This window comes from Streptomyces sp. NPDC048565, from assembly GCF_040650935.1.
Classification (GTDB): domain Bacteria; phylum Actinomycetota; class Actinomycetes; order Streptomycetales; family Streptomycetaceae; genus Streptomyces.
The window spans coordinates 192,202-211,981 of sequence record NZ_JBEZIH010000003.1; the positions used below are offsets into that span (position 1 = coordinate 192,202).

Annotated in this window: 15 protein-coding genes and 1 pseudogene; 9 read left to right on the top strand and 7 right to left on the bottom strand. The window is 71.6% G+C overall.

What is annotated here, in order from left to right; genetic code table 11:
• Window positions 1-483 precede the first annotated feature (483 nt).
• Together AB0C75_RS05240 and AB0C75_RS05245 are read right to left on the bottom strand one after the other, a co-directional pair.
• Window positions 484-954: a hotdog fold thioesterase gene (locus AB0C75_RS05240; RefSeq protein WP_362887607.1), complete on the bottom strand. Its 471-nt coding sequence runs from the start codon at window positions 952-954 to the stop codon at window positions 484-486.
• 98 nt (window positions 955-1,052) lie between these two features.
• Complete coding sequence (locus tag AB0C75_RS05245) at window positions 1,053-3,338, bottom strand: FdhF/YdeP family oxidoreductase (protein ID WP_362887241.1); 2,286 nt, start codon at window positions 3,336-3,338, stop codon at window positions 1,053-1,055.
• Window positions 3,339-3,565: 227 nt separating this feature from the next.
• Between AB0C75_RS05245 and polA the strand changes: the two genes are divergently transcribed.
• Complete coding sequence (gene polA / locus AB0C75_RS05250; protein WP_362887243.1) at window positions 3,566-6,277, top strand: DNA polymerase I; 2,712 nt, start codon at window positions 3,566-3,568, stop codon at window positions 6,275-6,277.
• Window positions 6,278-6,299: 22 nt separating this feature from the next.
• Here polA and AB0C75_RS05255 read toward each other — a convergent pair whose 3' ends face one another.
• Complete coding sequence (locus tag AB0C75_RS05255) at window positions 6,300-7,199, bottom strand: DUF4184 family protein (protein ID WP_362887245.1); 900 nt, start codon at window positions 7,197-7,199, stop codon at window positions 6,300-6,302.
• Between the two features lie 183 nt (window positions 7,200-7,382).
• Between AB0C75_RS05255 and AB0C75_RS05260 the strand changes: the two genes are divergently transcribed.
• Window positions 7,383-9,074: a lytic transglycosylase domain-containing protein gene (locus tag AB0C75_RS05260; protein ID WP_362887247.1), complete on the top strand. Its 1,692-nt coding sequence runs from the start codon at window positions 7,383-7,385 to the stop codon at window positions 9,072-9,074.
• 25 nt (window positions 9,075-9,099) lie between these two features.
• Here AB0C75_RS05260 and hrpB read toward each other — a convergent pair whose 3' ends face one another.
• Window positions 9,100-11,628 (bottom strand): ATP-dependent helicase HrpB, encoded by a 2,529-nt coding sequence (gene hrpB / locus AB0C75_RS05265; protein ID WP_362887249.1) that lies wholly within the window; start codon window positions 11,626-11,628, stop codon window positions 9,100-9,102.
• Window positions 11,629-11,707: 79 nt separating this feature from the next.
• Complete coding sequence (locus AB0C75_RS05270; protein WP_362887251.1) at window positions 11,708-12,520, bottom strand: class I SAM-dependent methyltransferase; 813 nt, start codon at window positions 12,518-12,520, stop codon at window positions 11,708-11,710.
• A 387-nt stretch (window positions 12,521-12,907) separates the two neighbouring features.
• Between AB0C75_RS05270 and rpsA the strand changes: the two genes are divergently transcribed.
• The 5 genes and pseudogenes from rpsA to AB0C75_RS05295 all read left to right on the top strand — a co-directional run bounded on the left by rpsA (window position 12,908) and on the right by AB0C75_RS05295 (window position 16,897).
• Window positions 12,908-14,428, top strand: coding sequence for a 30S ribosomal protein S1 (rpsA, locus tag AB0C75_RS05275; RefSeq protein ID WP_362887253.1), 1,521 nt, complete (start codon window positions 12,908-12,910; stop codon window positions 14,426-14,428).
• Window positions 14,429-14,608: 180 nt separating this feature from the next.
• A pseudogene (locus AB0C75_RS05280) lies at window positions 14,609-14,788 on the top strand (amino acid oxidase); the annotation flags it as partial.
• An 83-nt stretch (window positions 14,789-14,871) separates the two neighbouring features.
• On the top strand, window positions 14,872-15,810 hold the full coding sequence (locus AB0C75_RS05285) for a PAC2 family protein (protein ID WP_362887255.1): 939 nt from the start codon (window positions 14,872-14,874) through the stop codon (window positions 15,808-15,810).
• 43 nt (window positions 15,811-15,853) lie between these two features.
• Window positions 15,854-16,456 (top strand): dephospho-CoA kinase, encoded by a 603-nt coding sequence (gene coaE, locus AB0C75_RS05290; protein WP_362887257.1) that lies wholly within the window; start codon window positions 15,854-15,856, stop codon window positions 16,454-16,456.
• 72 nt (window positions 16,457-16,528) lie between these two features.
• Window positions 16,529-16,897, top strand: a complete 369-nt coding sequence (locus AB0C75_RS05295) for a tetratricopeptide repeat protein (protein ID WP_362887259.1) — start codon at window positions 16,529-16,531, stop codon at window positions 16,895-16,897.
• A 16-nt stretch (window positions 16,898-16,913) separates the two neighbouring features.
• On the opposite strand, the gene AB0C75_RS05300 is transcribed toward AB0C75_RS05295, so the two are convergent.
• Entirely contained in the window at window positions 16,914-17,183 is a 270-nt protein-coding gene (locus tag AB0C75_RS05300; protein ID WP_362887609.1) for a DUF6343 family protein, read from the bottom strand.
• A 146-nt stretch (window positions 17,184-17,329) separates the two neighbouring features.
• Between AB0C75_RS05300 and AB0C75_RS05305 the strand changes: the two genes are divergently transcribed.
• On the top strand, window positions 17,330-18,034 hold the full coding sequence (locus AB0C75_RS05305; RefSeq protein ID WP_362887261.1) for a class I SAM-dependent methyltransferase: 705 nt from the start codon (window positions 17,330-17,332) through the stop codon (window positions 18,032-18,034).
• 10 nt (window positions 18,035-18,044) lie between these two features.
• Here the strand turns inward: AB0C75_RS05305 and AB0C75_RS05310 are convergent, their stop codons facing one another.
• Entirely contained in the window at window positions 18,045-18,407 is a 363-nt protein-coding gene (locus tag AB0C75_RS05310; protein WP_362887263.1) for a hypothetical protein, read from the bottom strand.
• A 228-nt stretch (window positions 18,408-18,635) separates the two neighbouring features.
• Here AB0C75_RS05310 and AB0C75_RS05315 point away from each other — a divergent pair, with 228 nt between their 5' ends.
• On the top strand, window positions 18,636-19,745 hold the full coding sequence (locus AB0C75_RS05315) for a slipin family protein (protein ID WP_362887265.1): 1,110 nt from the start codon (window positions 18,636-18,638) through the stop codon (window positions 19,743-19,745).
• The last annotated feature ends 35 nt before the right edge of the window (window positions 19,746-19,780 follow it).

A 19,780-nucleotide genomic window follows, 5' to 3' on the forward strand; every position in this document is an offset into this window, starting at 1 on the left:
GACTCTATGGGCAGGTGGGGGGGTGCGGGATGGGTCCGGTGATGATGTGACTGTCTTGTTATGCCGTGGGGAAGGCTTGTTGGCCGCAGTGTGGAGATGTACGGCTTTTGCCCGGGCGGCGGGATGACCGCATGGTGAGAACCCGCAGCTCTGCTAAGGGGCTTGGGGTGATCTTGGTGCTGTCATGTGTGCCGGTGCGCGACGGGTGCGGGGGGAAGTCGGCGGGGCGCGCGGGGGGCGGGGGTGCGCCCTTTTTCGCGTATTGCATGGATGTTACGGAGTGTTACATCTGTGGGATGTGTTTGAGGTGCGGCTGGGGTGGGTGGCTGTTGAAGTGGGCCGTGGAACGCGTGTGGCGGTCAAGGGTGTTGACCGTGCGTGTCCGTCAACTTCCGGTACAAGATCCGGATATGACTCTGCCCGGTCCGGAATGCGGTGTGCATTTCGGACCGGGCAGGGGCGCTGAGGGGGAGAGGTCCTGGGTCAGCCGGCGGCCGGGCCGGGTGCGTCGCGGAGCAGGCAGGTGAGGCGGGCGGTGCAGACCCGCTTGTCGTGGTCGTCGGTGATGACGATCTCGTACGTGGCGGTGGAGCGGCCGCGGTGGACGGGGGTGGCGACGCCGGTCACGAGGCCGCTGCGGGCGCCGCGGTGGTGTGTGCAGTTCAGGTCGACGCCGACGGCGAGCTTGGTCGAGCCGCCGTGGAGCATGGAGCCGACGGAGCCGAGCGTCTCGGCGAGTACGGCGGAGGCGCCGCCGTGGAGCAGTCCGTAGGGCTGGGTGTTGCCCTCGACGGGCATCGTGCCCACGACGCGTTCGGCGGAGGCCTCGACGATCGTGACGCCCATGCGCTCGCCGAGGTGGCCGGCGGAGAAGAGGGCGGGGAGGTCGACGCCGAGTGCGGCGTACTCGTCGATGATCTCCTGGGGGAACGTGGGTGCGGTGTGCTCGCCCATGGGGTCCTGCTCCGATCGTGTGCGTCTCACGTTGCTGTGTGCACTGTTCTTATCAGACGGCTGAGCGTGCGCTTAGGGCCTGTCGTTCGGATCAGGCCCTAAGCGCGCGGTCGTCCGGCTGTCTCGAAGCGGATGACGACGGACTTGCTCGCCGGGGTGTTGCTGGTGTCGGCGGTGGAGCCGAGGGGGACGAGCACGTTGGTCTCGGGGTAGTACGCGGCGGCGCAGCCGCGGGCGGTGGGGTAGTGCACGACGCGGAAGCCGGGGGCGCGGCGTTCGACGCCGTCCTTCCATTCGCTGACGAGGTCGGTGTAGGCGCCGTCGGTGAGTCCGAGGGCGTGGGCGTCCTCGGGGTTGACCATGACGATGCGACGGCCGCCCTTGATGCCGCGGTAGCGGTCGTCGAGGCCGTAGATCGTGGTGTTGTACTGGTCGTGGGAGCGCAGGGTCTGGAGGAGCAGCCGGCCTTCGGGGATTTCGGGGTATTCGACGGGTGCCGCGGTGAAGTTGGCCTTGCCGGTGGCGGTGGGGAAGCGGCGTTCGTCGCGGGGGCCGTGCGGGAGGCTGAAGCCGCCGGGCCGGGCGACGCGGGTGTTGAAGTCCTCGAAGCCGGGGACCACGCGGGAGATGCGGTCGCGGATCGTGCCGTAGTCCTTCTCGAAGCCCTCCCAGGGGGTGGGGGAGGCGGCGCCGAGGACGGCGCGGGCGAGGCGGGCGATGATGGCGGGCTCGGAGAGCAGGTGGGGGCTCGCGGGGGTGAGGTTGCCGCGTGAGGCGTGGACCATGCCCATGGAGTCCTCGACGGTGACGATCTGCTTGCGGCCGGCCTGGATGTCCTTGTCGGTGCGGCCGAGGGTGGGCAGGATCAGGGCGCGGGTCCCGGTGACGGCGTGCGAGCGGTTGAGCTTGGTCGAGACGTGGACGGTGAGCCGGGCGCGGCGCATGGCGGCTTCGGTGACGGTGGTGTCGGGGGTGGCGGCTATGAAGTTGCCGCCCATCGCGAAGAAGACCTTGGCGTCGCCGTCGCGGAGTGCCTGGATGGCGCGTACGACGTCGTAGCCGTGGTGCCGGGGTGAGGTGATGCCGAATTCCTGGTCGAGGGCGTCGAGGAAGGCGGCGGACGGCCGTTCGAAGATGCCCATGGTGCGGTCGCCCTGGACGTTGGAGTGGCCGCGTACGGGGCAGACGCCGGCGCCCGGCCTGCCGATGTTGCCGCGCAGGAGGAGGAGGTTGACGACCTCGCGGATGGTCGGCACGGAGTGCTTGTGCTGGGTGAGGCCCATGGCCCAGCAGACGATGGTGCGTTCCGAGGCGAGGATCATGGCGAGCGCCTGCTCGATGGCGTCGCGGTCGAGGCCGGTGGCGGCAAGGGTCTCGTCCCAGTCGGCGGCGCCGGCGGCCCGGGTGAACTCTTCGTAGCCGTGGGTGTGTTCAGCGATGAAGTCGGTGTCGACCGCGCCGTCGGCCTCGATGATCATTTTGTTCAGGAGGCGGAAGAGCGCCTGGTCGCCGCCGATGCGGATCTGGAGGAAGAGATCGGTGAGGGCGGTGCCCTTGAGCATGCCGAGGGGGGTCTGGGGGTTCTTGAACCGTTCGAGGCCGGCCTCGGGCAGCGGGTTCACCGAGATGATCTTCGCGCCGGCGGCCTTGGCCTGTTCGAGGGCGGAGAGCATCCGGGGGTGGTTGGTGCCGGGGTTCTGTCCGGCCACGATGATCAGGTCGGCCTGGTGGAGGTCCTCCAGGCTGACGCTGCCCTTGCCGATCCCGATGGTCTCGGTGAGGGCGGAGCCGGACGACTCGTGGCACATGTTGGAGCAGTCGGGCAGGTTGTTGGTGCCGAATTCGCGCGCGAAGAGCTGGAGGAGGAACGCGGCCTCGTTGCTGGTGCGCCCCGAGGTGTAGAAGAGGGCCTCGTCGGGTGAGGAGAGCGCGGTCAGCTCCTCGGCGATGATCTCGAAGGCGCGCTCCCAGGTCACGGCCTCGTACCGGTCGCCGCCCTCGGGCAGATACACAGGCTGCGTGATGCGCCCCTGCTGGCCGAGCCAGTAGCCGCTGCGGGTGGCCAGGTCGGCGACGGGGTGGGCGGCGAGGAAGTCGGGGGTGACGCGGCGCAGGGTCGCTTCCTCGGCGACCGCCTTGGCGCCGTTCTCGCAGAATTCGGCGGTGTGGCGCTTGTCGCCCTCCGGCCAGGCGCACCCGGGGCAGTCGAAGCCGTCCTTCTGGTTGACCTTGAGGAGGGTCTGCGCGGTGCGCCGGACGCCCATCTGCTGCTGGGCGATGCGCAGGGTGTGGGCGATGGCGGGCAGCCCCGCTGCGGCGTGCTTGACCTCGTCGATCTGCGGGGCGTCCTGGACCGGGTCACCGGTCGGGGGCTTCGTGGCCATGGTGCTCCCCTTCGAGCCGTCGGTCGTCCTCTTACGTCTTGCCGGTTCTTCGATCCTGTCATGCACGCGCGCCGCGGTGCTCCTCGGGAAGCGGGCAGGCGCGGAGGGCGCCCGGGGGGCGTGGTGAAGGGGCGGGGGTGGAGCGCGGCCGGTGCCGGGGTGGAGCGCGGGCCCCGAGGCCGGCGGACGGTCCCGGATTGTCAGTGGTCCGTGGCAGGATCGGGGGCGTGGCTGAGACGGCATCGAAGAAGACGGCAGACAACCGACCGCGCCTGCTCCTGATGGACGGGCACTCCCTGGCGTACCGGGCGTTCTTCGCCCTGCCCGCGGAGAATTTCACGACGGCGACGGGGCAGCCGACGAATGCCGTGTACGGCTTCATGTCGATGCTGGCGAACACGCTGCGCGACGAGGCGCCCACGCATTTCGCGGTGGCGTTCGACGTGTCCCGCAAGACCTGGCGTGCGCAGGAGTTCCCTGAGTACAAGGCGAATCGTTCCAAGACCCCCGACGAGTTCAAGGGGCAGGTCGAGCTGATCGGCGAGCTTCTGGACGCGATGCACGCGGACCGGTTCGCGGTGGACGGCTTCGAGGCCGACGACGTCATCGCGACGCTGGCCACGCAGGCCGAGGCGGCGGGCTTCGAGGTGCTGATCGTCACGGGTGACCGGGACTCGTTCCAGCTGATCACGGACCGGGTGACGGTCCTCTATCCGACGAAGGGCGTCTCGGAGCTGACGCGTTTCACCCCGGAGAAGGTCCAGGAGAAGTACGGGCTCACGCCCGCCCAGTATCCGGACTTCGCCGCGCTGCGGGGCGACCCGTCGGACAACCTTCCGGGGATCCCCGGTGTGGGTGAGAAGACGGCGGCGAAGTGGATCAACCAGTTCGGTTCGTTCGACGAGCTGATCGGGCGGGCCGACGAGGTCAAGGGCAAGGCGGGCCAGAATTTCCGGGACCACCTGGACGCGGTGAAGATGAACCGTGTGCTGACCGAGATGGTCCGTGACGTGGAGCTGCCGAAGGTCCCGGCCGAGCTGGAGCGCGCCCCGTACGACCGCACGGCGGTCACGGGGGTGCTGGACATCCTGGAGATCCGTAACCCGAGCCTGCGCGAGCGGCTGCTGGCCGTCGATCCGGGTGCCGAGGAGGCCGGCCCGCCGGAGCCCGCGGCCGGTGTCGAGCTGGACGGCGCGGTGCTGGGCGCGGGCGAGGTCGCCCCCTGGCTGGAGGCCCACGGCGGACAGCCGCTCGGTGTGATGACCGTCGACACCTGGTCGCTGGGCGTCGGCACGGTCACGGAGATCGCGCTCGCCGCTGCCGGCGGTGCCGCCGCCTGGCTGGACCCTGCCGAGCTCGACGAGGCCGACGAGCGTGCACTCGCCGCATGGCTCGCGGACCCGGAGCGCCCCAAGGTCCTGCACAACGCCAAGAACGCCCTGCGGGTCCTGCCCGAGCAGGGCTGGCGTCTCGAGGGCATCACCATGGACACGGCGCTCGCCGCCTATCTCGTCAAGCCGGGCCGTCGTTCCTTCGCCCTGGACGCACTGGCCGTGGAGTATCTCGGCCGTGAGCTTGCCCCGGCCCCCGCGTCCGACGGACAGCTGGCCTTCGGCGCGGAGGACCGCGCGGAGGCCGACGCCCTGATGGCGCAGGCCCGTGCGGTGCTGGACCTCGGGGACGCGTTCACCGCGCGCCTGAAGGAGGTCGGCGCCACCGGGCTGCTGCACGACATGGAGCTGCCCACCTCGATCATGCTGGCCGGGCTGGAGCGGCACGGCATCGCCGCCGACCGGGCGCATCTGGAGAGCATGGAGCAGCAGTTCGCCGGAGCGGTGCAGCAGGCGGTGAAGGAGGCGCACGCCGCGGTGGGCCGTGAGTTCAACCTCGGCTCGCCCAAGCAGCTCCAGGAGGTGCTCTTCGGTGAGCTGGCGCTGCCGAAGACGAAGAAGACGAAGACGGGCTACACCACCGACGCGGACGCGCTGGCTTGGCTGGCGGCGCAGACCGAGCACGAGCTGCCGGTCATCATGCTGCGCCACCGGGAGCAGGCGAAGCTGCGGGTCACGGTGGAGGGACTGATCAAGACGATCGGTGCCGACGGCCGGATCCACACCACGTTCAACCAGACGGTCGCGGCGACGGGCCGGCTCTCCTCCACCGACCCCAATCTGCAGAACATCCCCGTCCGCACGGACGAGGGGCGGGCGATCCGCCGGGGGTTCGTCGTCGGCGAGGGCTTCGAGACGCTGATGACGGCCGACTACAGCCAGATCGAGCTGCGGGTGATGGCGCACCTCTCCGAGGACGCCGGTCTGATCGAGGCGTTCACCTCGGGGGAGGACCTGCACACGACGGTCGCCTCGCAGGTGTTCGGCGTCGAGAAGTCCGCCGTGGACGCGGAGATGCGCCGCAAGATCAAGGCCATGTCGTACGGCCTGGCCTACGGGCTGTCCGCGTTCGGCCTCTCCCAGCAGCTGAACATCGAGGCCGGCGAGGCGCGCGGGCTGATGGACACCTACTTCCTGCGGTTCGGCGGGGTGCGTGACTATCTCCACCGGGTCGTCGAGGAGGCCAGGTCCACCGGGTACACGGAGACGATCCTCGGCCGCCGCCGCTATCTCCCGGACCTGAACAGCGACAACCGGCAGAGGCGCGAGGCCGCCGAGCGGATGGCGCTCAACGCTCCGATCCAGGGGACGGCCGCCGACATCGTGAAGGTCGCGATGCTGCATGTGGACCGGGCGTTGAGGCAGGCGCGGCTGACGTCACGGATGCTGCTCCAGGTCCACGACGAAATCGTTCTGGAGATCGCCGAGGGCGAGCGGGAGCAGGTCGAGGAGATCCTGCGCCGGGAGATGTCCACGGCGGTCGAGCTCCGTGCGCCGCTGGACGTCTCGGTGGGTGTCGGTGCGGACTGGGAGACGGCCGCGCACTGAGGCCCCGCCCTTCAGGAGCGGGTCAGCCGGCGTCCCGGCCGGCCGGGCGGGTCCGTGCGGTGTCCGCACGGGGCCCTTCCGGCGGCCGGGGCCCCTCCGGCGCGGTGGGCCGAGGCTCTGACGGGTTACGCCGCAGCCGCATCCACGCCCCGTAGAGCACCAGGCCGGCCGCCAGGCCCGCGCCGGCGCCGAAGCACGCGGTCGGGATGATGTCGAGGGGCGTGTCGATGTGCCCGAAGTAGGCGTACCAACGGGCGCATCGGTGGACGACGCCCAGCAGCAGGCACAGCGCGAGGAGCGCACCGGCCCATCGGCGTCCGGCCCGTCCCAGCACCGGCACGGACTCCGGGACCGGGGCAGGCCCGGTGCGCCGCAGACCCGTGTACATGAACCACCCCATGACGACCAGGGCCACGGCCGACGTGCCGTACTGGGCGATCTGGAACACCGGGTGGCCACCGACGCTCCGGCCGAGGACGGGGATCAGCTCGGTGCCCCACCGGCCGTGGTGGGTGAAGGCGTCCCACACGACATGGGTTCCCGATCCGATGACGGCGGACAGGGCGAACCACGCCGTCTCGGAGAGGGCAAGGCCGCCCGGCTCACGGCGCCGGCCCCGTACGAAACTGTGCACACGCCCCTGCGCGGCCCACGGCAGCAATGCCACGAGGGGTTCGCGCAGCATCAGCCACAGTGCCACCAGGGCCCCGGTGATGAGGACATCCACGGTGAACACTCCCCACACGGCGTGTGTCACCTCGCCGAACTCCATGGCTCCCGGCACGACCGTGTCCGCGTAGTAGGTGGTGTCCGGTGCGAACGATCCGGCGACCAGCGCCGAGGCGATGAGCGGCCCACGGCCCGCACCGGACCTGCGGATTGCCGGGAGCACGGCTGCGGCGTGGCTGAGGGTGAACGGCATGGCGGCAAGTATGCGTGAGGCCGCGTCACCCGCCGTGGGCTCCTGATGGGGTGACAGCCGGGAAGCTGAGAAAGGCGTGAGAACCCGTCGGGGCCATGTCCGGGCGCCGGGAGTTGTCGTAGGGTCGCCTGAGTCCTCGCGCGGGGAGCGCGGACAGCCGTCGACGGGGAGGGACCAGATCGCATGGCAGCGCAATTCGGCCGCAGACTGCGCAGGGGGGCCACCACAACGGCGGTGGCAGCCGCTGCCGTAGCCGCACTCTCCGCCTCCCAGGCTCCCGCCACACCCCAGGCCGGCAGTGCCGCGGACGACCGGACGGCGGCCGGCGGGACCACGACCGACGACAGCGCGGCCACGGGCAACTCGCCGTACTACACGGACCTTCCGCCGCTCGACACCCCCGACAAGCCCGGCACGTCGGTGGATCTGCCGGTGACCGGCAGCGCCGAGGCGGGCATACCCGCCTCCGTCCTGGCCGCGTACAAGAAGGCCGAGCAGGACCTCGCGCGCACCGACGCCGCGTGCCGACTGCCGTGGCAACTCCTCGCGGCGATCGGCAAGGTCGAGTCCGGCCAGGCCCGCGGCGGGAAGGTCGACGCGAACGGCACGACCCTGACCCCGATCCTCGGCCCGGTGCTCAACGGCCAGGGCTTCGCCCTGATCAAGGACACCGACGGCGGGGCGTACGACGGCGACGCGACCCATGACCGCGCGGTCGGCCCGATGCAGTTCATCCCCTCCACCTGGGCGACCTGGGGCCAGGACGGCAACGGCGACGGGCGCAAGGACCCCAACAACGTCTACGACGCGTCGCTGGCCGCCGGGCGCTACCTCTGCGCCGGTGAGCGCGACCTGTCGCTCGCCACCGACCTCGACGGGGCGGTGCTGAGCTACAACCACTCGACGGAGTATCTGCGCACGGTGCGCTCCTGGTTCGACTACTACAAGCGCGGCACCCACGAGGTTCCGGACGGCACCGGCGTCCTCCCGGCCGGCACGGGCGGCACGGGCAGCGGCGGCACGTCCTCCCCGTCGCCCACCCCCAGCGGGACCCCCACGCCGGGCAGCTCGTCGTCGCCCACGCCGCCGGCGACCACCGAGCCGGCCACTCCGCCGTCCACGACGCCGCCGCCCACCGAGCCGACGACGCCGCCCACCACACCCCCGACCACGCCCGATCCCGCCGAGACCTTCGCCACCCTGGAGAACGCGGGCACCGGCACCCTCACTGCCACGGCCGGCGAGGCGTTCACCGAGCGCGTCACGGTCCGGGCGAAGAACACGCTCGGTGACCCGCTCGCCAAGACCCCCGTCACCTTCACCGTCGTAGGCGGGACGGACACCCGTTTCACCGGGGGCAAGAGCACCGTGACCCTCAGGACCGGAGCCGACGGGACCGTCACCGCCCCCGTCCTGACAGCCGGTGAGAAGACGGGCGACTTCAAGGTGACGGCCGTCGCCGGCACCACCGAGCCGCGCACCCTGACCTACGAGGCGAGCGTCACGGCCCGGGTGGCGGACACCATCGCCCGGACCGACGACAAGGACCTCACGGCCGTCCCCGGCGCCGAGTTCGCCGACCGGGTCGAGGTCAGGACGACGTACAAGGACGCGGGGGTGGCGGACACGGCCGTCACCGCCACGATGATCACCGATGCGGAGAAGCCCGCCGAGAACGACAAGGGCCCGTACTTCGAGGACGAGAACGGCGAGCCGGTCCGCACCCTGGACCTGACGACGGGCGACGACGGGCTCCTGAAGCTCCCGAAGATCTACGCCGATGACACGGAGGGCACCTACACGCTGCGTCTCACCACCGCGGGCGGAGCCACCCTGACCATCGAGCTGAAGATCCAGGCGCCCGAGGCCGAGTAGCCACCGACGGCCTCGGTCGCGGCAGTTACGGACGGCCTGGGTCGCGGCGCAGCCGCGCCGAGGTGAAGCGGGTCGCCCGCGTCGTCGTCGGGTCGTCGGGCCACGGGTGCTTCGGGTAGCGGCCGCGCAGTTCCGCGCGTACGCCCCGGTACCCGTCCCGCCAGAACGACGCCAGGTCCGCTGTCACCGCCGCCGGGCGCCCGGCGGGGGACAGCAGGTGGACCAGGACGGGCACCCCCGCGACCCGGGGCGTCTCGGTCAGCCCGAAGAGCTCCTGGAGCTTCACCGCGAGCACGGGCTGCTCGCCGCCGTAGTCCACCCGGACCCTCGACCCGCTCGGCACCTCGATCCGCTCCGGGGCGAGCTCGTCGAGCCGGGCCGCGTCGCCCGTCGCCCACGGCAGCAGCCGCCGCACCGCCTGCCCCGCGTCGATCCTGGCCAGATCCGCGCGGCGGCCGGCGCGTGACAGCTCGGGCTCCAGCCACTCGTCGGCGCGGGCCAGCAGCGCGTCGTCCGAGACGTCGGGCCACGGCGCCCCCAGCACCCGGTGCAGGAACGCGAGCCGCAGCCGCAGCTGTTCGCTGTCCCGGGTCCATCGCAGCAGCCCGGGCCCCTCGCGGCGCAGCCCTTCCAGCAACGCCCCGCGCACCAGCTCGGGGGCCGGCCGCCGCAGCGCGCGCACCGACAGCTCGACGGCCCCGAGGCGCTCCACGGAACGGGCCACCACATCGCCGCCGGCCCACCGGACCTCATCGCCGGAGAACGCCAGATGCCCGGCGGCCAGCCGTGCCGTGTCCTCGTCGACGACGGCCGCCAGCCGCACCCGGGCGGACGCGGCATGGGCGGGCCGGTCGGCGACCGCGACCGCGAGCCACGGCGCGCTGCGCAGCCGTGAGCCCTCCCGCAGCTCGGCGCCCGTGCCCGACACCATGAGGAACGCCCCCTCGCCCCTGGCCCGCGCCACCCGCTCAGGGAACGCCAGCGCCGCCACAAGCCCCACAGCCGCGTCGTCCGGGCCCGTGCCGCTGCCCGTGCCGCCGCCGTCCCTCGTGGAGCCGAGCGCCCGGGAGAGCCGCCGCACCTCCTGCCGCCAGCGCGCCGCGTAACCGTCACCGCCGCGCCGAGCCGTACGCAGCGCGTGCGCCAGGTCGTCGCCGTAATCCCGTGGCGGCTCCTCGCCGATCAGCGCCACCACCTCCGCGGCCCGCCGCCCGCCGACCTCGTCCGCGCCGTCCAGGAGGGCACGGGCCAGGCGGGGGTGCAGACCGAGCCGGGACATCCGTACGCCCCGGTCCGTCGCGCGCCCCGCCCCGTCCACCGCGCCGACCGCCGTCAGTACCTCCCGGGCCGCGCCCATGGCGCCGGCGGGCGGCGGGTCCAGGAGCGCGAGCCCCGAGGCGTCCGGATCGCCCCAGCACGCGGCCTGCAGCGCGAACGCCGCGAGGTCGGCCACCCTGATCTCGGGGGAGGGGAACGCGGCGAGGCGCCCGTCCTCGGCCTCCTCCCAGCAGCGGTACACCGCGCCCGGGGCCTCACGCCCCGCACGGCCCGCGCGCTGGCGCCCCGCAGCCCTCGACGCCCGTACGGTCGTCAGGGCGGCAAGACCGCGCGCGTGGTCGGTACGCGGCTCCCTGGCGAGGCCTGAATCCACCACGACCCGTACGCCGGGCACCGTCAGGGACGACTCCGCAACCGACGTCGCGAGCACCACCCGGCGCCCGCCCGACGCCCCGGCCAGCACCGCGTCCTGCACCGCGGCCGGTGCGCGCCCGTGCACCTGGAGCACCTCCGCGCCGATGCCCTGGAGCTGTCCGGCCACCCGGCCGATCTCGCCGACGCCGGGCAGGAAGCACAGGACGTCACCGTCGCGCTCGGCGAGCGCACGGCGCACCACCGCTGCCACATGCGTCAGCAGCGCCGGGTCCACCCTCATGCCGTGCGGCGGCCGGACAGGGCCTGCGGGCGGCGCCCACACGACCTCGACCGGATGCGAGACACCCTGCGCCTCGACCACCGGGGCATCGCCCAGCAGCCGCGCCCAGCCCGCCGCGTCCGTCGTCGCGGATGCCGCCACCAGCCGCAGATCGGGCCTGATCGTCCCCCGTACGTCCAGGAGGAAGGCGGCGGCGGTGTCCGCGTCCAGATGACGCTCGTGGCACTCGTCGATGATCACGACGTCGGTCCCGGCCAGCTCCTGGTCGCGCTGGAGCCGCTGGAGCAGCACCCCGGTGGTCACGACCTCCACCACCGTGTCGGGCCCCACCTCACGCTCGCCGCGCACCGTGAACCCGACCCGGCCACCGGTCCGCTCCCCGAGCAGCCACGCCATCCGCCGCGCGGCGGCGCGGGCCGCGATCCGGCGCGGCTCGGCGACGAGCACCCGGCGCGCCGGGCCGCCGCCGGTCAGCCCGGCGAGCACCAGAGGCACGAGGGTCGTCTTGCCGGTCCCGGGCGGCGCGCACAGCACCGCGGTACCGCGCTCGTCGAGTGCGCGCTCCAGGGCGGGCACAGCGGTGCGTACGGGCAACTGGTCCAGGGCGTCGGTACGGATCACGCCCTCAGTCTCGTACGGCCGGCGCCCGCACCCCGCACCGGCCGGTGCCGGGCGCCCGCACCCCGCACCGGCCGGTGCCTCAGTCCCGCTCGCAGACGAAGATCGCCGTCCCGGGGATCAGGTGGCCGCGCAGCGGGGACCAGCCTCCCCACTCCTGGCTGTTCCAGTCCGGCCACTCCGGCTCCACGAGGTCGACCAGCCGGAAGCCGCCCGCCACCACGTCCCGCACGCGGTCGCCCAGCGTCCTGTGATGCTCCACGTACACCGCGTCGCCGCCCTCGTCCTGTTCCACGTAGGGCACGCGGTCGAAGTAGGAGGCGGAGACGGAGAGGCCCTCGGGGCCCGGCTCGTCGGGGAACGCCCAGCGGATCGGGTGCGTCACCGAGAAGACCCAGCGGCCCCCGGGCCGCAGCACCCGGTGCACCTCGCGGAACACCTGGACCGGGTCGGCGACGAAGGGCACCGCGCCGTAGGCGGAACAGGCCAGGTCGAAGGAGCCGTCCCGGAAGGGGAGCCGCCCGGCGTCCGCCTCGACGAGGGGAACACCACCGCCGATCCGCAGGGCGTGCTGGAGCTGGCGGTGGGAGAGGTCGAGGGCCACCGGGCGTGCGCCCCGGGCGGCCAGCCAGCGCGAGCACTGCGCGGCGCCGGCCCCGATCTCCAGGACGTCCAGGCCCTTCAGGTCCTCCGCCGGGCCCAGCAGGGCGGCCCCGGCCTCGTCCAGCCCCTCCGGACCCCAGATGAAGCGGTCGTCCCCGAGGAACGCCCCGTGGTCGCTCTGGTACTCGTCGGCGTTTCGGTCCCACCAGCCGCGGCTCGCCCGGCTGCTCTCCGCCTCACCGGCCGCACGCCGGGTCGCTTCAGGTTCGGACTCGTAGGTCTCTTGGCTCATCGTGCCCGTCGTTGTAGTTTGCCTTCACCCGCTGCACGCGGGTGCCTCCCGGGCCGTACGGGTGAGTACGCCCGTGTGCGCGCGACACACCCATGTGGCCTCGGCGAACGTGAGTCGTGCCGGGATTGGGGCGTTGTGCCCCGGGTGTGCGCCTTCGCGCATTGACCCTGTCCGGCTGCCCCCGTATGCTACAAGTTGCGCTGCGAGCCTGCGCGCTTCAGACCTAGCAGGCCGCGCTCGCTCTGTTGCATGTCCCCTCGGTTGTCGAGGCGCCCCTCCGGATGACGGATCGGTGCTTTCCAGGCTGTCCGGCTTCTGCAGAGGCGATACGGGCTCTCGGCGTAGCAGTACCTACGACTCACTGTCCGTACCGGAGCCCTTTCCCACATGACGAGCAGCACCGAGACCACCGCCACCACTCCGCAGGTTGCGGTCAACGACATCGGCGACGCGGACGCGTTCCTCGCGGCGATCGACGAGACGATCAAGTACTTCAACGACGGCGACATCGTTGACGGCGTCATCGTCAAGGTTGACCGGGACGAGGTTCTCCTCGACATCGGTTACAAGACCGAAGGCGTCATCCCGAGCCGCGAGCTCTCGATCAAGCACGACGTCGACCCGAACGAGGTCGTCAAGGTCGGCGACGAGATCGAGGCCCTTGTTCTCCAGAAGGAGGACAAGGAAGGCCGCCTGATCCTCTCGAAGAAGCGCGCCCAGTACGAGCGTGCCTGGGGCACCATCGAGAAGATCAAGGAAGAAGACGGCATCGTCACGGGTACCGTCATCGAGGTCGTCAAGGGTGGTCTCATCCTCGACATCGGCCTCCGTGGCTTCCTCCCGGCGTCGCTCGTCGAGATGCGTCGTGTCCGCGACCTCCAGCCCTACGTGGGCAAGGAGCTCGAGGCCAAGATCATCGAGCTGGACAAGAACCGCAACAACGTGGTCCTGTCCCGCCGTGCCTGGCTCGAGCAGACGCAGTCCGAGGTCCGCCAGACGTTCCTCACGACCCTGCAGAAGGGTCAGGTCCGCTCCGGCGTCGTCTCCTCCATCGTCAACTTCGGTGCCTTCGTGGACCTGGGTGGCGTCGACGGTCTCGTGCACGTCTCCGAGCTCTCCTGGAAGCACATCGACCACCCCTCCGAGGTTGTCGAGGTCGGCCAGGAAGTCACCGTCGAGGTCCTCGACGTCGACATGGACCGCGAGCGCGTGTCGCTGTCGCTCAAGGCGACGCAGGAAGACCCGTGGCAGCAGTTCGCCCGTACGCACCAGATCGGGCAGGTCGTTCCCGGTAAGGTCACCAAGCTCGTTCCGTTCGGTGCGTTCGTGCGCGTCGACGAGGGCATCGAGGGCCTGGTCCACATCTCCGAGCTGGCCGAGCGCCACGTGGAGATCCCGGAGCAGGTCGTCCAGGTCAACGACGAGATCTTCGTCAAGGTCATCGACATCGACCTCGAGCGCCGTCGCATCAGCCTCTCGCTGAAGCAGGCCAACGAGGCGTTCGGTGGCGACCCGGCCTCGGTCGAGTTCGACCCGACGCTGTACGGCATGGCCGCGTCGTACGACGACCAGGGCAACTACATCTACCCCGAGGGCTTCGACCCCGAGACCAACGACTGGCTCGAGGGCTTCGAGGCTCAGCGCGAGGTCTGGGAGACGCAGTACGCCGAGGCGCAGCAGCGCTTCGAGCAGCACCAGGCTCAGGTCATCAAGTCCCGCGAGGCCGACGAGGCTGCCGCTGCCGAGGGCGCTGCTGCCCCGGCCGGCGCTGCTGCCCCGGCTGCCTCCGGCGGCAGTGGTGGCGGCGGCGGTTCGTACTCCTCGGAGTCGACGGACAACTCCGGCGCCCTGGCGTCGGACGAGGCCCTGGCCGCCCTGCGCGAGAAGCTGGCCGGTGGCCAGAGCTGACGCTCTGACCCCAGCCGCTCATCGACAGCGGTAGCTGTGGAGCTGTAGGTGAGGCCCGTCCCCTCCGGGGGGCGGGCCTCACCCATGTCCGGACACGGAAGCCCGGGGCATCGCCACCGGGCAGAGGAAACGTATGGCATACACGAGTGGCTGACGGCTCGTAACACCCGCTTGCCAGGATCGTCCTGGCACTCGCTGTACGGCGGGCCCGACGCCGCCGCCTCCGCGCCGCTCAACACCGCTGCCGGACATGCGTACTTCGCCGGCGACCATCTCAGCCACACCGACGCCTGGCAGCACGGGGCGTTCACCTCGGCGCGGAAGGCGGTCACGGCGCTGCACAGCCGCGTGCCGGCATGACCGGCGAGTGAATCAGGCGCGGGCGGGAATGCCGTGGCCGGGCGGGGCGTTCTTGTCCAGGAACACGAGGAGGAGCGGTAACCGTGCCTGATCCGCAGAGTTTGTACGAATGGGAGCCGAAGGGCCTGGCCGTCGTCGACATGGCGCTGGCCCAGGAGTCGGCCGGCCTGGTCATGCTCTACCACTTCGACGGATACATCGACGCGGGTGAGACCGGCGAGCAGATCGTCGACGGCCTGCTCGAGACACTGCCGCACCAGAGCGTGGTCCGCTTCGACCACGACCGGCTCGTCGACTACCGGGCGCGCCGCCCGCTGCTGACCTTCAGGCGCGACCGGTACACGGCGTTCGAGGCGCCGACCCTGGAGGTGAAGGTCGTCCAGGACGCCACGGGCGCCCCCTTCCTGCTCCTGTGCGGGCCGGAGCCCGACGTCGAGTGGGAGCGGTTCGCCGCGGCCGTGGAACAGATCGTGGAGCGGCTCGGCGTGCGTCTCGCGGTCAGCGTCCACGGCATTCCCATGGGCGTCCCGCACACCCGCCCCGTCGGCCTCACCCCGCACGGAAACCGCACCGACCTGATGCCCGGGCACCGCAGCCCCTTCGACGAGGCGCAGGTCCCCGGTTCCGCCGAGGCGCTCGTGGAGCACCGGCTGATGGAGGCCGGGCACGACGTCCTGGGCGTCGCAGCCCATGTACCGCACTACGTCGCCAGGTCCGCCTACCCCGACGCCGCGCTCACCGCCCTGGAGGCGGTCACAGCGGCGACCGGACTGGTCCTGCCGTCGGTCGCGCACACCCTGCGCACGGAGGCGCACCGCACCCAGACCGAGATCGACCGCCAGGTCGGCCAGGGCGACGAGGAGCTCGTCTCGCTGGTCGAAGGGCTGGAGCATCAGTACGACGCGGTGGCCGGGTCCGAGACCCGGGGCAACCTCGTCGCTGAGCCCGCCGACCTGCCGTCGGCGGACGAGATCGGCCGCGAATTCGAACGCTTCCTCGCGGAACGTGAGGGCGATTCCTGAGGCAGCCTCCGGCCGGAGGCTGTCCGGGCACTAGGCTCGGCGCATGCTGAAAGTGGGCCTGACCGGCGGGATCGGCGCCGGCAAGAGTGAAGTGTCACGGCTGCTCGCGGGGTACGGAGCCGTACTCGTCGATGCCGACCGGATCGCCCGCGAGGTCGTCGAGCCCGGCACCCCCGGGCTCACCGCCGTCGTCGAGGCCTTCGGTCCCGGAATCCTCCGCCCCGACGGCTCCCTGGACCGGCCGGCGCTCGGTTCGATCGTGTTCGCCGACCCCGCGCGCCTGGCCACCCTCAACGCCATCGTGCACCCGTTGGTCGGGGCCCGTTCCGCGGAGCTGGAGCGGGCCGCGGGGCCAGGCGCGGTCGTCGTCCACGATGTCCCGCTGCTCACGGAGAACGGCCTCGCCCCGCTCTACGACCTGGTCGTGGTCGTCGACGCGAAGCCCGACACCCAGCTCGACCGGCTCGTACGGCTGCGCGGGATGACGGAGTCCGACGCCCGCGCCCGCATGGCGGCCCAGGCCACCCGCGAGGAGCGGCTGGCCGTCGCCGATCTCGTCGTCGACAACGACGGCTCGCTGGAGGACCTGGAACCCCAGGTCCGCACGGTCTGGTCGGAGCTCACCGCGCGTGCCGCCGCCGGCTGACCCGGCGCCGGGGCGGAATACGCACACCGGGCCCGATGTTGAAGAGCGGCAGGCGAGGGGAAGGACAGGTCCGTGCCCGAGAACAACCCGGAAACGCATGTCATCGACTTCCGCGCGGCGGAGCAGCTGCTCGCGGCGCGTGACCCGAGGGGTGCGGTCAAGCTGCTCGACTCGGTGATAGCCGCCCACCCGGAGAACACCGCGGCCCGGCTGCTGCGCGCCAGGGCCTTCTTCGCCGGGGCCCAACTGCGCCCGGCCGAGCTTGAATTCGAGCTGGTCCTGGAGCGTGAGCCGGACAACGCCTTCGCGCACTTCGCCCTGGCCCGCACCTTCCAGCGCGCCAACCGCCCCGGACAGGCCACGCGTCACTTCAGGCTGGCCGCCGCGCTCGACCCGAATCCGGAGTACCTGCGGGCGGCCCGCTTCGACGAGCGCCCCTGACGGTGCGCGGCCCGGCTCAGCGCCGGCCCCGGCTCCGGCCGGGTTCGTACGGGGGGACGTCGCGGTCCGGCTGGTAGCGCGAGCCCTGCCGGATCCGGCGGACGACGAAGCAGAGGTCCGTGACCGCGACGACCAGCAGCACACCGCAGGCCGTCGCCCAGCCGGCACGCCCGGTGACCACGAAGGCCACCAGGCCGGCCACGGCCCAGACCATGCCCCACAGACTCAGCCAGAGTCGCATCCGCAGGGCGCTGCGGGCGGTGGACGGTTCACTTCCGGTACGCATCGGCATCGCCTCTCCCCTCCAGCATGACCCCGTGCCGGGTCGTAGGAAAACCGGCGTACGAGGTTTCGCGGGAACGCGGTGCGCGGGAACGCGGAGGGAACGCGGTGCCGGGGAACGCCGCCGCGCGACGGTCCGTTGTGGCGGGTATGAGCGGACAACTGGTACGTGAGGGACACACAGGGACGGGACCCGGTGCGATCACACCGGACGGCTGTGCGGTCGAGCTGTACGCCCGCCTGTCCGTCGGCAGCGAACCCGAGGTGATCGCCTCGGTCCTGCCACCGGGGGCGAGCGTCCTCGAACTGGGATGTGGGGCGGGCCGGGTGACGCATCCCCTGGTGGCGCTCGGCTTCGACGTGACCGCGGTGGACGAGTCGGCGCAGATGCTGGAGCGGGTCGGCGGCGCCCGCACGGTCCGAAGCCCCATCGAGGCGCTGGATCTCGGTGAGGAGCGGTTCGACGCCGTGGTGCTGGGGTCGTTCCTGGTGCACACGAGTGATCACCGGGTCAGGGAAGGACTGCTGGCGACCTGCCGTAGGCATGTGAAGGACGACGGGGTCGTCCTCATCCAGCGGGAGGGCGCCGACTACCACTCGAATCTGCCCCGGGAGAGGGAGGACACGGCCGCGGGCTGCGTCATCCGGATGCTCTCGGCGGAACCCGTCGGCGACGGCGTGGACGAGGTGCGCGCGGAGTACGTCTTCGATGACGCCCGCTGGACCCAGACCTTCCGGTCGCGGCAGCTGTCCGTGGAGCAGTTCGAGGCGTATCTGGGTGAAGCCGGGCTCGGCGTCGACCGCTACCTCACCCCGGACGGCATCTGGGCCCTGGCCCGCCCCGTGCGGACGTGAGTCGCGCCGGTCAGTGGACGAACCGGTAGCTGCGCCAGGGCAGGGCGCGCGGGGCGTTCGTGTCGGAGAACGTGGTCGCCACATAGGCGCTCGCGGGTCCGGTGCAGTCCTTGGTGGTGTAGAGGATCAGGTCGACCAGGGTCCGGTTGTCGATCTTGCCCGCGCCGGCGGGGTCCATCGTGTGGCAGCCCTTCACCGACGGGCTGTGCACGGTGACGACCTTGGCCTGGTCCTTCTCGGCGCTGTAGGACACCGGCCCCACGGCCGTGCGCCCGAGGCCGGAACATCCCGTGACGGTCAGGGTGAGCAGAGCCGCACCTGCGGCGATGCCGGCACGTCGGCGGAGAACGGTGGGGGGCACGGTGACGGCCATGGGCGGGTCCTCGTCTGCTCGTCCGGCTGCTCATCGGTACGTACGTCACAAAGACGCTGGCGCTGGCCACCCTGCCCCGTCCCCCGGGTGCCGGCATCCGGTGCTCGGCCGGCCGGGGCCACAGGCACCCGTACGGAGGTTCGAGGGTGGGTGAATCGGGCATATCGTGTTAAGAGGGCCTGATGAACGAGTGGGTGCGATGGCGCATCCCCGAGGCAGGGGGCCGTGATGGTCCAGGATCTGTTGATCGCATTGGTGGTGCTGCTCGCGGGCGGCCTGGTGTACACCATGGCCGCTGCCCGGGTGGTCAAGCAGTACGAACGGGGCGTGGTGCTCCGGCTCGGCCGGCTCCACGACGCGGTGCGACGGCCGGGCTTCACCATGGTCGTCCCGGGGGTCGACCGGCTCCGTAAGGTGAACATGCAGATCGTGACGATGCCTGTGCCCTCCCAGGACGGGATCACGCGGGACAACGTCACGGTGCGGGTGGACGCCGTCATCTACTTCAAGGTCGTGGACCCGACGAGCGCGGTCATCCAGGTGGAGGACTACCAGTTCGCGGTCTCCCAGATGGCGCAGACCTCTCTCAGGTCGATCATCGGTAAGAGCGATCTGGACGATCTGCTGTCCAACCGCGAGAAGCTGAACCAGGGACTGGAAGTCATGATCGACAGCCCCGCGGTGGGCTGGGGTGTGCAGATCGACCGGGTCGAGATCAAGGACGTATCGCTGCCGGAGACGATGAAGCGGTCGATGGCCCGGCAGGCCGAGGCCGACCGTGAGCGGCGTGCGCGGGTCATCAACGCCGACGCGGAGCTGCAGGCGTCGAAGAAGCTCGCACAGGCCGCGCAGCAGATGTCGACCCAGCCGGCGGCGCTGCAGCTGCGGCTGCTGCAGACGGTGGTCGCGGTCGCGGCCGAGAAGAACTCCACGCTGGTCCTGCCCTTCCCGGTGGAGCTGCTCCGCTTCCTGGAGCGCGCGCAGGGGCAGCAGCCGGCCCCGGAGCAGCCCACGCGGACGCCCGCGGCGGACCCCTCGGCCGGAGACCCGGGCGTCGTGGATCCGGCCGTCGTGGAGGCGGCGGGTGCGGATGTGTCCGGTGCGGACGTGCCCGGTGCGGCGGGTGCGGATCCGGTCGTGGAGCAGACCTTCACGGACCAGCCGCTCACGGACACCTCGCTCGAAAGCGCGGTGCCGGAGCCGGGCGTGGTGCCGGAGTCCGATCCGGACGTGCTCCCGGAGTTCGAGCCGGAGGAGTCGCAGGACGAGTCGTCGCAGGAGTCGTCCGACCGCCCCCGCGGTGGTCGCCTCAGCAGGGGTCGCCTCAGCCGTCACTGAGGTCGTGTCCGCGCCGGACGACGACGCCCCCGCCG